12 protein-coding genes are annotated in these 12,102 nt (G+C 44.9%); 6 read left to right on the forward strand and 6 right to left on the reverse strand.

Annotated elements, in window-relative coordinates; all coding sequences use genetic code 11:
- Positions 1–129 precede the first annotated feature (129 nt).
- On the forward strand, positions 130–1,653 hold the full coding sequence (locus RJ47_RS02640) for a DUF3612 domain-containing protein (protein ID WP_072016629.1): 1,524 nt from the start codon (positions 130–132) through the stop codon (positions 1,651–1,653).
- 295 nt (positions 1,654–1,948) lie between these two features.
- Here RJ47_RS02640 and RJ47_RS02645 read toward each other — a convergent pair whose 3' ends face one another.
- Complete coding sequence (locus RJ47_RS02645) at positions 1,949–2,383, reverse strand: DUF962 domain-containing protein (protein ID WP_005470096.1); 435 nt, start codon at positions 2,381–2,383, stop codon at positions 1,949–1,951.
- Positions 2,384–2,442: 59 nt separating this feature from the next.
- Positions 2,443–3,828: a diguanylate cyclase gene (locus RJ47_RS02650; protein ID WP_039481123.1), complete on the reverse strand. Its 1,386-nt coding sequence runs from the start codon at positions 3,826–3,828 to the stop codon at positions 2,443–2,445.
- A 296-nt stretch (positions 3,829–4,124) separates the two neighbouring features.
- Here RJ47_RS02650 and RJ47_RS02655 point away from each other — a divergent pair, with 296 nt between their 5' ends.
- Complete coding sequence (locus RJ47_RS02655; protein WP_038188459.1) at positions 4,125–5,186, forward strand: DUF3541 domain-containing protein; 1,062 nt, start codon at positions 4,125–4,127, stop codon at positions 5,184–5,186.
- Between the two features lie 328 nt (positions 5,187–5,514).
- A complete protein-coding gene (locus tag RJ47_RS21525) occupies positions 5,515–6,657 on the forward strand; it encodes a GGDEF domain-containing protein (protein WP_039481126.1) in 1,143 nt (380 codons plus the stop codon).
- On the opposite strand, the gene RJ47_RS02665 is transcribed toward RJ47_RS21525, so the two are convergent.
- Positions 6,654–6,932, reverse strand: coding sequence for a hypothetical protein (locus tag RJ47_RS02665; RefSeq protein ID WP_039481131.1), 279 nt, complete (start codon positions 6,930–6,932; stop codon positions 6,654–6,656). The two genes, RJ47_RS21525 and RJ47_RS02665, sit on opposite strands and share 4 nt — an antisense overlap.
- Positions 6,933–7,127: 195 nt before the next feature.
- Complete coding sequence (locus RJ47_RS02670) at positions 7,128–7,409, reverse strand: pyrimidine/purine nucleoside phosphorylase (protein WP_005470007.1); 282 nt, start codon at positions 7,407–7,409, stop codon at positions 7,128–7,130.
- A 371-nt stretch (positions 7,410–7,780) separates the two neighbouring features.
- Between RJ47_RS02670 and RJ47_RS02675 the strand changes: the two genes are divergently transcribed.
- Together RJ47_RS02675 and RJ47_RS02680 are read left to right on the forward strand one after the other, a co-directional pair.
- The gene (locus RJ47_RS02675; protein WP_039481134.1) at positions 7,781–8,221 is read left to right on the forward strand and encodes a DUF2850 domain-containing protein; all 441 of its coding nucleotides are present in this window, start codon (positions 7,781–7,783) and stop codon (positions 8,219–8,221) included.
- Between the two features lie 158 nt (positions 8,222–8,379).
- Complete coding sequence (locus tag RJ47_RS02680) at positions 8,380–9,471, forward strand: mechanosensitive ion channel family protein (protein ID WP_039481137.1); 1,092 nt, start codon at positions 8,380–8,382, stop codon at positions 9,469–9,471.
- A gap of 55 nt (positions 9,472–9,526) precedes the next feature.
- Here RJ47_RS02680 and RJ47_RS02685 read toward each other — a convergent pair whose 3' ends face one another.
- Positions 9,527–10,774: an MDR family MFS transporter gene (locus RJ47_RS02685; protein ID WP_039481141.1), complete on the reverse strand. Its 1,248-nt coding sequence runs from the start codon at positions 10,772–10,774 to the stop codon at positions 9,527–9,529.
- Positions 10,775–11,179: 405 nt separating this feature from the next.
- On the opposite strand from RJ47_RS02685, the gene RJ47_RS02690 reads away from it, so the two are divergent.
- Positions 11,180–11,791, forward strand: a complete 612-nt coding sequence (locus RJ47_RS02690; RefSeq protein WP_039481144.1) for a TetR/AcrR family transcriptional regulator — start codon at positions 11,180–11,182, stop codon at positions 11,789–11,791.
- A gap of 38 nt (positions 11,792–11,829) precedes the next feature.
- Here the strand turns inward: RJ47_RS02690 and RJ47_RS02695 are convergent, their stop codons facing one another.
- The gene (locus RJ47_RS02695) at positions 11,830–12,033 is read right to left on the reverse strand and encodes a Flp family type IVb pilin (RefSeq protein ID WP_038140524.1); all 204 of its coding nucleotides are present in this window, start codon (positions 12,031–12,033) and stop codon (positions 11,830–11,832) included.
- Positions 12,034–12,102 lie beyond the last annotated feature (69 nt).

Here is a 12,102-nt window from a genome sequence, read left to right on the forward strand (position 1 = left end):
ATGTCCTAGAGCAAAGATTTCAAACTTGCGTTCAGTTGTTTTAAGTTTTGTGACTTTGCTTACTTTCTATACTAGCGATTTTTTGACTACAATTTCACAACAAAAATTTTACAATGTGAATTTTACAAAATTATGCTGTCGAAAAGTCTTATACGTCAGTCCCATTTTTTAGGGACGAAGATCAGAAATCTTAGAAAACGCAACCACTTAACCATGGAAGATCTCTCTGCGCGTTGCATTCGAGTAAATCCAGAATACGCACCGTCGGTTTCTTACCTGTCAATGATTGAGCGAGGGAAACGAGTCCCAAGTATCGATATGCTAGAAGTCATTGCGGAAGTGTTCCAAAAAGATCCCGCGTGGTTTTTAGATGATGAGCCAGAGCAAACGGACATCACTCCCGACAAGGGGAATCGTGGTGGGATCAGTGGCATGGCGCTTGAGCCAAGTTTCCTGTTCTCTAACGATATTCTTCAAATCGCAATCCCTGAGATGCTCTCGCAAACGGGAATTACCGGACGCCAGTTCGCGCATTTGCTTATTCGAGCGCATCAAGAAAACAACCAGAATCACTTTCCTGATCTGGAACGCGCAGCCGAAGAGATTGGACTGAAGCGCCTTAACCTCTCTGCGGAAGACTTAATGGATATCGCGCGCAGTATGGGGCTTACCATCCGTTGGACATCTCGCCCGCCACAAGACATTGTCGATGAACTTGGCGTTAGTGCTAAGCAAGTCGTTACTTCCTTTTTCGAGCCACCCGGCTTTATCTACTTGAATGAAATACTCAAGCAGTACCCTACGCGCCTTAAATATGACCTTGCGGTCTATCTAGGTCACTGTGTGTTACACAACAAAGAAGGGCTAAAGAGCGTTCTCTCTGTCGGTCACGCCAATAGCTGGGAAGACAACACTCAGCAAGTGAACCCAACGTCTGAGTTGAACTCGCAAGACATACTCCAAGCCTGGCGAGACTTTGAGTCCAGCTTCTTTGCTGGCGCATTGCTCTGTCCTAAGGTGCCATTTCGTCAGTTGCTTGATAGAAATGGCTACGAGATCGATGTTCATGCTAAGGCAGGCGTCTCCCCATCGGTTGCGATGAGACGCATGACCGTTGTCTCCCCATATCCGCACTGGCACTACTTTGATGCGTATGGGCAGAACAAGCTCAAAGCGGTCTATCGGGGAAATGGCATCCCGCTACCTTGGGGCAACATGCGACAAGTTAACGACCCATGCCAACACTGGGCGGTGTTTAGACGTCTTTCTGAGCCTCGCAGTGGCAGTTCAGCGCAGATCTCCATTTTGAATGTGGGCGACGAACCAAGAATATACTGCTGCGAGTCCATTAATATGACTGATCCTGCAGGCAACAATCGTGTTCTCTGCGCTGGCATTGATTTAAATCCGGCGATCGATGCCCAAGGTGGTGACTCGAGAAATATCGCGGAAGAGCTGAAATCCTTGTGTGTCAGCCAAGGTGGTTCTGCGCCGATTCCAAGACATATTCAAAAGGAGTTCACGACCATCGCGAAGATTCTAAACATCAATTGGATAGAGCGTGGAATTGAAACGGATGCACGAGTGATTTGTTCCCGAGGTGCTGTTTGCCCAAGAAAACCAAGCTGCTACAGTGGATGCCAAGACGCCTAGCCCAAAAAGAAAAAAAGCCAATCACAATAATCGTGATTGGCTGTATTTGATTGTGAACAAATTTCGGTTCACTAACAACGTCAGTTGGCTAGGTGACCCTCGGCTTAATAAGGGTCATTACAACTAAAGCATGATACGTGCCAACTTTTTCTATCAATAAAAATCGTTGATTTTGTTCACTTTATAAACTGTTTCTTAAAAACAAGGCTCATAAAGCAATCTCGAAATGATAAATTTCGCATAATGCAAAAATCACAACCTTTGCAAAATGCAAAATCCTGGTTGGATACTTGCGTTACTTCTTCCTAAATACCCAAATAGGACCAATCAATAGGTAAACCAGATCGTCAAGAAATGAAGGTCTTTTCCCTTCTATTTTGTGGCCAATAAACTGCAGTAACCACAGACTTGCAAAGCCGGTCAAAGAGATAAGGAAGACGGGAAGCTGCATCAAGTCGAGCGACCAAATCAATGAGATGCAGGCTAACGTGAATCCGAGCATCATAAGAAAGACACTCAACGAGAGCCGAAAATAGAATACCCAGATCGGCATCGCTGCGACCCAGACCCAGTTAACGGTTGTGCCAAGCAAGTTAATCGACGGAATAGACCAAACCAAACCGACGACCGAAAGAAAAATACCGGGTACCGCGACTTGATGAATTTTCTGATTGATTGGATGCTGATGGCTCTCGCCGTAATCCGCTAACCACTGAGCTAAACTGCGCATACTGACCTCACAACCGACTCTTTATATTGTCTATAGCATGGTTTGAGAGTATTTGCCCACTAGCTCAATGGGTTAACATCATTTCTTTGTGACTGACGCCGCTTCTCTAAATACATTCTCTCGTCCGCCAGCTTAAGCATATCTTCTATGGTCGTAAAATCCGGGTGGTACAACGCATAACCAACACTGACGTGAATATTGATGAGTTGCTGATCGTAAATCACTGGACTGTGACAAATTGCTCGCTGAAGCTCGAGGTTAATGTGGTCAATGTCTTCAGACTTGGTCACTCGTGGCAGCAGCACTAAAAACTCGTCTCCGCCAATGCGGGCAACAACATCCGAGGATCGCAGTACTCCCTTGATTCTTTCTGCCGTTGCAATGAGAACTTTATCGCCAGCAACATGACCGTAACTGTCATTGATCGCTTTAAACTTATCGAGGTCGATATTTAAGATCGCGAAACCATCTTCAGCTCCCCGTTTCTTGGCGGCGTCAAACTGATTTTCTATGGTATACATAAAATAACGTCGGTTTGGCAGAGCAGTGAGTTCATCTTGGAACGAGCGTTGATTTGCCACAGAGTACAATCGGTAGACCAGCACAAATGCGAAACCCAATAGCGCCAACAAAGGATAGCCGATCAACCTTACCGCATGAACACGGTACCACTCACTATGGTTGAGCAGATCGTCCTTCGTACTTGCAGCAATATGCCAGTTACCATATGGAAAATAGACGTTTTCTTTGGCAAATGCGTTGTCAAATACGTTGGCATCACCGTAAAAGTGCTCTCCCTCCGCACCAGTGCTGTCTAGCCCACGCATCGCAATATTGTATTTGTGCTCAAACTTTTCGATGCCCACATCGTGAAACAGAGAGTTTAAATCGAGCACGACACTGCACACGCCCCAATAGCGACTGTTATAAGGCGGATCTTCATAAATGGGCACACGGGCAATCAAACCTTTGCCGCCTTGAACTAAATTGACGGGACCAGCTATGAAAATGTCTTGGATTTCATTGGCTTTGTGAACAGTGCGCCACTGGCTTGGAACGGTCTTATAGTCTAAGCCCAAAGCAGCCTCATTGCCTTGAAGTGGGTAAATGTATTTGATGACATCATTAGGAGCTAGGCCAATGACTTTGACGTGGCTACTTTTGCGCATAATGCTGGAAGCAATAAGCCCCCAACCGTTAAATTCAAACTCAGGGTTAGCAGCAAGCAATACCGATATACTGTTTACAGCAAAAATATCAGACACTATTGCCGCTTCCAGTTCGGAACGAATAATCGAGAGTTCTTCTTTTGCTCGGCCGAGTAGACTGTCTCGCAAAAAGTTTTTCTGACTGCGATCCATGACTTCGACCAATCCAATTGCGAAGCTACTGATCAAGATAATAAATATGTAGACAGACCAACGCCTGTTTATGCGATCCTGCATTTCTTCCCCAAAACTAAAAAGCGCTAAAAGCCTTTTTCGACAGCCTAATTGATGTTTCCAGCACTTCTATGGTGCTGTATTTTTTTGGTATTTCTATCAATTATACAAAAAGGCGCATTGATTTGGATATTATTTCATCTAATATTCAGTCAATATTTTGCAGCTATCTGACAAGCGCTTTACATCCAGCAAAGCAATAATTGATATTTTATCGCCAATTCAAACTCAATCACTTCCCCACCAAGGAATGGTTCGCCTACCCAACGAGATAGGCTTCGATAGGTAATGGTATTTTTATGCGCCAACGAATACTCGCCCTTTGTTTAGGGCTCGCTCTACTGCCTACAGTTTACGCTACAGATTTAAATGAAGAGTCAGCGGACATCATCAAGCAGACATACGAAAGCCAGCTGTACACTTTACCAGCCTTCAAAGAAGGACATTACGGTTTGCGTATGTACCGACAAACGCTCGACAACAAATACGCTGCCGCAGTCTGGAGTGACATGGCGCGTGTTGCGAGTCGGCTCAATCGTTTTGCGGCAGAAGTGAACACACCGGAGCAAATCTTGCTCTACTCAGAGAAGCGTATTGCTGGCTATCAAGACGAGACAGACGAACGCAGCGTGCGTCGCTACACCGTGACAAAACACATGCCTGAATACCTCTACTTAGGTGTGGATTTACTAGGCTCGATGGCGCGAGCCAATGAATATGGATTAAAGCACAAAGAGGACGCGAAACTGCGCCAAGTGATTCGCCGCTACGACTTCAACAAATACGCCACAGATCCAGAAATGATCCGAGCGTGGGCAGCTCAGCTCGCAAACCAAGTCTTTTGGCTAAAGCAACTGGGCGAGCAAGATGTCACCCAAGCTTTTATTGAGTCCTTTAAAGCCACTTATCCAGACAACGAAGACAAAAAATTGTCCAAACAGCAGTATGGCAACAAGCTTTACGGTTTGACGCATATAATCTTCGCCGATTCGCAGTATTACCAACGTCTTGTGAGCGAAAAACAGTACCAATGGATTTATGACTATTTTCGCGCCAATATCGACACCATCCTTCTTAGAGCGAAAGAGGATATCATCGCCGAAGTGGGCATCAGCTTTTTGTTGGCAGGTCTAGAAGACGACCCTGTTGTGGCAAAGACCCGCGATGCAATACGCAAGTCGATTGATAAAGACAAGGGGATGATTCCGTCTGTTTCAGGGGATTTTGATTTGGCTTACGGTGAACACCGGAACGTTTTGGCAATCATGCTGCTAGATTGGCAAAGCGTGAACAAAGCCCCGACAATAGAACAGCATCCACGGGTTTTTTCTCGTCTTCCATACGGTTTAGAGAAGAAGTAGCGCTCTCTGAACTGTTGAGGTAATGCACAAAACGAAGAGTACCGTTAGACCATTTTATTATATAGATCTGGATATTAACGTACTTTTCGTTTTTAATTCAGTCACTTGCCACCGTCAACAAACTAGCGCTTGCTTGAAATCTTTCTTTTATACAATACGTTATCTAAGCGCCAAATTTCTGCCTAACTCCAAGTTAGCACCCAAATAATCAACTAAATTCATATAAATCAAACTAGATGCCTAACTAGCAAGAGACAATCACTGAAGCAAAATCACATTTTACTTCTAGAATTTATGCAAGGAATACTAAAAATAGGACTTGCAGTGCATGGGTAATTTTGTCGGTCGGCATTTAGAAGAAATGGCGGACTTGCGCTCTTCGAGGAAGCACAAGGTCGTACAAATATGTTCGATCGTCTCCATCGCGATACTGCTAGTCTACAGTACGGTCCATTTTCTTAACGGGTCATTACTGTTTGCCGTCTTTAACTTGGGGTGCACGGTCATCTTGCTCCTTAACCTGTGGTTTGGACGACATCAACAAGCGCGCTTTAACGACCTGATACTCAGTGGAGTCTTGCTTCTTCAAGCATTCATATTGCTGCTCTACGGTGAGCACGGACCAGGAACGCTTGTTTGGTTGTACCCGATTCTCGCTGCTGTGATATTTGCCAATGAATTCAAAGTCGGATCGATCTTGAGTACCTCTTTCTGCTTGTTGGTCGCCGTTATTACACTTTCCGGCGGAGCCATCACATTAGAATCACTGTCAGCCGACCGATTTGTGATCAGCTTGTTTGCCCTCTGTCTACTTTGCAATACCTCCTCCTATTTTTACGATAAAGCGGTCGCCTATATTCAATCTTTGTATCGCGAAGGTATTGAAGATCTCGCCTACTTTGACCAACTGACTGGACTTGCCAATCGTTGGAGCTTTGAAAACTGGGCGATCGAGAAGTTGGAAGAAGAGCGGCACAGCAATACGCTCACCGCGATGATATTTTTAGATATTGATGATTTCAAAGCGATTAATGACTGCTACGGTCACGATGTCGGCGATCGCGTATTGCAGCACTTTTCGCGCAGGCTGAAGAATAATATCCGAAACAAAGACCGGAAAACCGACAAGCACGATTATTCCATCGCTCGATTTGCTGGCGATGAATTTGTTCTACTGCTCTATGGGGTCAAAAGTCGCTCGGATCTTGAAGGCATACTCAATCGCATCCTGCACTTATTTGAGGACTGCTATCAGGGGAAAGAGGAAATCGGCAAAGTAAACGTGAGCCTTGGTGTAGCACTGTTTCCTGAAGATGCTGACACTTTACCAGAACTCACACGTTGTTCAGACAAAGCGATGTATTCAGCTAAACACAGTGGTAAAAATCAGTTTCACTACTATCGAAAAGATCGGGGGGAAAAACCAAAAAAGCAAGATAATGTAACACCTATTACTCAAAGAAGAGTTTAGCCCGTCATATACATTAACCATAAGCTTACCGCCATAACCACAATCATCCACACCGCATATCTCACCGTATTCGGCTTATCCTTCTTCGGCGTAATAATCGGTTTGAACGCAACATCCTTCGCGTCAGCTAACACCGATTGTCTGGCTGATAATTTGTCTCGTCTCTTTTGAGCGGAAGACGCGACTTTTCCGAAACGGTGCAATTGGTCCTGAGTCAGGTCTTGGCTCGGATCATATCGTGGGTGAGAATCTTTATGCTTAGGAACAACAGCCATGTTCACCTCCTAGTTACAATTTCTCATAATAGAAGTATAGCCTAGGTTTATCTTGATAACTTTGATAATAACTGAAGGACAGTTCGGCAAAATCGAATCGGCGCTTGGAGTAAACGAGCGCACTTTGACCCTAACTGAGTATGACAAAACAAAACGCCGCTGATTAGCGGCGTTTTGATTTATAGAGCGATTTGCTTAGAGGTATTCACACAGGTAAGCAGTCGTTACCAGTATTTTGACGTCAAATGAAGAGTCTCCAGACACATCGAAAGACTCACCTGCCTTGTAAGTGTTCCAATGGCTTTCACCATCTCGCTTAACCGCCATTTCACCTTTTACAACCGTCATTTTTTCTGGCGCCGCGGTACCAAAGGTATATTCACCAGCAAGCATGACTCCAACACTCGAGTTCTCTTCGCCCTGCGTAAAGCCCAACGACTTTACACCATCATCGAAATAGCTGTTTACTGTAATCATATGTCCCTCATGAACCTGTTTAATCAAATTATTGTTGTCACGTTTTAATCGATATTGTCGGTCACAGCAATCTAAAATGCTGAAATCTAACCAATATCGACAGCGTATGTGTCTAAATCAAAGCGTGCCTACATAGATTTCATGCTGTTGAAGAAGATCTCATTGCCGTTGACTGCTAGTCTTACAATAACCAGTGACAGTTTACTCTGTTTTCTCATTGAGTTAGCGACGTTCAGCACTCAATGGATTTGGGGTAAATATCAAATTTCTTGGTCAGGTAATTGATTTAAATATTCATTTCTTTCAAGCTGACTTTGGTTGACGAGTTCCACTAGGAATGGCAGTTCACATCCATTGCTTCAAAGGTAGTTATGATCCAAGCCAAAATTATCAAGTTGTTGTTTGTTGCCATATTCTTATCCTTGGCGGCTGGCTTTTCATCGCTACTCTATTTTAGCTACAACGACTATATTGACCCCAAACACGTGTATGGCACTTGGATAGAGGTCGGAGCGCCATCGTACAGCACCGAGACGCTTACCCTGAACGAACAGGGCGTATTCCGTAATAATCGCCTTATTGCCACCAGCTTTGAGTTCGATGGAGAGCAAGTCTTTATCGAAACAGGCAGTGGTACCACCATCTATCAGATTGCAGGAACGTTTAATTCTCCGCAATTGCGTCGTCTTCAGCCAAGCATACCGAGCCAACGCTTCGTCAAAGCAGGTTATGAAGACACTGTTGATATGGAGGGTGGGGGTGGCGCAAGCAAAAGACGCGCTGCACTGTCAGAGCATTTTGGTAACAAATAGGATCGCTCTCTATTTAGGCTTATTGTTCAAACCAACCGTTTTCTCACCTTGACGTTTCAATACAGAAACAACCACCTGCCACTCCATCACCCGACCTAGTATCACTACAGAGGATTGCTTATAATCGCTCCTCCTCCACCATAATAAGAATCGTTTATATGGATCAGCTACTTTCCTACTTACCGCCTTCAATAGCCGGCTTGTTAGAGCAATGGGATACCAACGTCATACTCATCACTATTGCCAGCTTTTTTGCTTGGGTTATCTGGAGAATCGTTTATGGACGATTGGAGATCCTAGCGGAAAAAACTCGCTTTCACTGGGATGATCTCACGCTTGCTGCATTGAAAACGCCCGTCAGCACTTTGATTTGGTGTTGGCCAGCGACCGTATCACTTGGCTTTCTACTCCAAGACCATATGGGTGATAAGCTCAACTGGCTAAGCACTGTTAAGCTCCTGCTCGTTATCGCGATCTTCGTCTGGATTACCATACGCTTAATTAACAACATCGAAGAGTATGTTCTTGACCAAACGAACCGAGACGAGACCACCGTACAAGCAGTAGCCAAGGTTTCGCGTTTGTTCTTCATTGTCATTGGCGGGATGACGGTCATGCAAGCCTTCGGTTTAAGCCTTTCCGGTTTGCTCACCTTCGGTGGTGTCGGTGGTTTAATTGTCGGTCTGGCTGCTAAGGACTTGTTGTCCAACTTCTTTGGCGGAATGATGATTTACTTTGATCGTCCGTTCAAAGTCGGCGACTGGATTCGCTCCCCAGACAGACAAATAGAGGGTACCGTAGAACGTATTGGCTGGCGCATGACCATCATCCGCACCTTTGACAAACGGCCGCTGTATGTCCCTAACTCCGTCTTCAGCAGTATAGTGGTAGAAAACCCTTCTCGTATGCAAAACAGACGCATCAATGAGACGATTGGTGTCCGATATGACGACAGCACTCAGGTTGAAACCATCGTTGAAGATATAAAGGCGATGCTGAAAACTCATCCGGACATCGACGCTAAACAGACGTTGATCGTCAACTTCAACGGCTTTGGACCGTCATCACTGGATATCATGGTCTACACCTTTACTAAAACCGTCAACTGGGTGAGATTCCATAAAGTAAAGCAAGACGTATTACTGAAGATATTGGAAATCGTCCATCAAAATGGCGCGGATATCGCCTACCCAACTCAAACCATTAAGTTGGACGCACAAAACAACGAGATGCAAGGCGAACCCGTTTAGCAAATAAAACAAAGGCTAGCAAAACGCTAGCCTTTTCAAATCCCCAATCTTGAGATCAACTATTTGAGACAGCAACCTCGCGCTCCACTTGATCGTCAGTGTGCTGAGCAATCCAGTAAAGCCAAATCATGGTCACGCTGACAACAAAGCAGAGTCCAAATAGCCATTGTGCCCCCAACCATTCGACCATTGCACCGCCCAACGCTGGTCCAATGGCAAAACCCAGTGAGTACAGAGCTGTCGCACCAAAATAGGAACCCCGTAAATGCGCGGGAGCCAAACGGTCGATTTGCACATTAAGCGTCGGGAAAGTGATCACTTCTCCCAAACTAACGATAAAACAGGCAATAGCCCATCCAATCGCCGATTGCTCGGGAGTAAAAATGAACGCCAGTTGACCAAGCGCGATGGCACTCATCCCGATTCGAGTCCGAGTAAACAATGGCAGTTTTTCCATTACCTTGAGCACCGGAAACTGCAACAATACAATCGTCACCGCATTGACCATCATCAAGAGCGCGATCAGTTTTGCCGCATCTTCAATACCACTGCGGACAATGACTTGCGGGACCGAAGATTCCAATTGAGCGTAGACAAACATCAAAAGCACGTTGGCAAGCAAAAGCAATACAAAGACGCGATCCCTGCTGATCACTTTAACCGTTTGACGAAAGTTAGGCAGTAAAGAGAGATCAGGCTTGGTAAAACTGCCTTTGCGTTCAATGCCAAACAAGATCCAACCGCTGTAGAGCAAGTGAGTGACACCGGTAGCAATAAATAGCAACTGAGGCTGGGCCAAAGCGAGTGTCACGCCAATAAGTGGGCCGACGGCAGCGCCAATATTCAACAAAAAGTAGCGAATGTTGAGCGCTAGTTCCCGATCTTTAAGATCACTCAATGCATCGCCGATCACCGCCTTGGCAGGGCCATCGATCAACGGGCGCATAAATCCAGCCAATAGGATTAAAGCATAAAAGTGCCAAACCTGAGTCGCTAAGCCAATCCCCGTGTAGGCGATGAACGCTATCAAACACCCTGCGACCATGATCCATTTGCGCCCGAACTTGTCTGACAGGTAGCCAGAATATAATCCGGTGAGCGATCCCGTTACCGCTGAGAGTGCAAGCATTCCCCCCACTTCCACCGCCGATGCTCCGTAATCTTGATAGAGAAAAACAATCAAGAATGGCCAAGCCATAAAGTAGCTTGTGCGTGCGATAAGAACGCCCACGAGTACAGTCCAGACAGGAAGATTAAATCGTTTTACTCGCTCCCACTGAAACAGGCTTTGTTCTTGTTCCATACGCACTCCTTTGAACTCAATATTGTTGCATTATTGTGATCGAGTATAAGGAGGTTTTATAAAAACAAAAGCGTTATTTACCCTTGCAAGCAAACATCTAAAAATACAAGTAACAAGTTAAAATTATCAATTATTTTAATTACTTAACAAGTGGGTTTTGAAATTTTACTTGTACGCTTTCTAGCATTTTATCTTGAATTTCCCACTAAAAAGTTGCGTATATCTCGTTTTTGATCGCCTACTCTCCACACTACGCAAGCGTGATCAACCGTACTCTTCATTTCCCTTATGTTCGCAGAGCCATTTGCAACTACCCAAGAAAGTAAACGATGATGTATACTTTGGGCATAGAAATTCTTGAACGTTAACTCGCCCGTTAACTTTAAATCGGTACAGGTTCTATTCATGCTCAAAAGAAGTGATATAAAACAAGAAGATATCATCCAATCTGCGATAGAGGTTTTTTCTCAAAAAGGACTTGAACAAGCGAGTATGGAGGGCATTTCCAAGCATGCAGGCGTGTCTAAACGCACTTTGTATAAGTACTACCCGAACAAAGACGCGCTGTTCGAAGTCATCGTAGACAAATTGATATGTCGCTTTGATGACCGTTGTGAGCTCAGATATGAGCCGTCTGTCTCAGTGTTTGAACAATTGAAGGCGCTGACACTCAAGCAAATGTGCTACATCAACACGGAAGATTTTCAAGTAACCGCAAGGCTAGTGATGGCGGAATGCATTCGTTGTCCGGAGACGTCAAAACTCTTAATGAATAAATTTGAGGCGATTGGCGATTCGTATGGTTTGCATCAGTGGATTAAACAAGCGGTCGCCGCTGAAGCCATCGAGGTAGACAACATTCCACTCGCGGTGGAGCAGTATATTGGTAGCATTAAGGCGATTGTATTCTGGCCTCAGTTACTGGCTCATCAACCGCCTGCCACCCAAGATCAGCTCATAGTTGCTGTCGACACGGCTGCGCAGATGTTTGTCTCGACCTATCAAACAAAGAGTTAACCTCACTGGCCGATAGATTAGAAGATCAAGTCCGGCCCTTAGACTGAATCGATAGTATCTGTCAGGCGTTTGAACAGGTTAATCAGCGAAGATTGTAGTTCAGTGTCTGTAACGAAGATGCTTATAATCATGATTGCGACCACACTCAAGATGAGGACGTATTCGATCGCAGTCACTCCACGCTGATCATCTCTAAACTCTGTGAATAGGAGTTTTAGCTGACTATAAACTCTATTAAACATTTGAATTCTCTTTCTATTTTTATCAATCGACGTCGTGAGACCAAACGAAACCGCATAAGAGTAAGCTCA

This window comes from Vibrio sinaloensis (assembly GCF_000808535.1).
GTDB lineage: Bacteria > Pseudomonadota > Gammaproteobacteria > Enterobacterales > Vibrionaceae > Vibrio > Vibrio sinaloensis_D.

Bases quoted from the DNA above. Each gene is read 5' to 3' on its own strand.
- RJ47_RS02645 (WP_005470096.1), bottom strand. From the start codon at position 2,383: ATGCGCAGTTTAGCTCAGTGGTTAGCGGATTACGGCGAGAGCCATCAG.
- RJ47_RS02650 (WP_039481123.1), bottom strand. From the start codon at position 3,828: ATGCAGGATCGCATAAACAGGCGTTGGTCTGTCTACATATTTATTATC.
- RJ47_RS02655 (WP_038188459.1), top strand. From the start codon at position 4,125: ATGCGCCAACGAATACTCGCCCTTTGTTTAGGGCTCGCTCTACTGCCT.
- RJ47_RS21525 (WP_039481126.1), top strand. From the start codon at position 5,515: ATGGGTAATTTTGTCGGTCGGCATTTAGAAGAAATGGCGGACTTGCGC.
- RJ47_RS02665 (WP_039481131.1), bottom strand. From the start codon at position 6,932: ATGGCTGTTGTTCCTAAGCATAAAGATTCTCACCCACGATATGATCCG.
- RJ47_RS02670 (WP_005470007.1), bottom strand. From the start codon at position 7,409: ATGATTACAGTAAACAGCTATTTCGATGATGGTGTAAAGTCGTTGGGC.
- RJ47_RS02675 (WP_039481134.1), top strand. From the start codon at position 7,781: ATGATCCAAGCCAAAATTATCAAGTTGTTGTTTGTTGCCATATTCTTA.
- RJ47_RS02680 (WP_039481137.1), top strand. From the start codon at position 8,380: ATGGATCAGCTACTTTCCTACTTACCGCCTTCAATAGCCGGCTTGTTA.
- RJ47_RS02685 (WP_039481141.1), bottom strand. From the start codon at position 10,774: ATGGAACAAGAACAAAGCCTGTTTCAGTGGGAGCGAGTAAAACGATTT.
- RJ47_RS02690 (WP_039481144.1), top strand. From the start codon at position 11,180: ATGCTCAAAAGAAGTGATATAAAACAAGAAGATATCATCCAATCTGCG.
- RJ47_RS02695 (WP_038140524.1), bottom strand. From the start codon at position 12,033: ATGTTTAATAGAGTTTATAGTCAGCTAAAACTCCTATTCACAGAGTTT.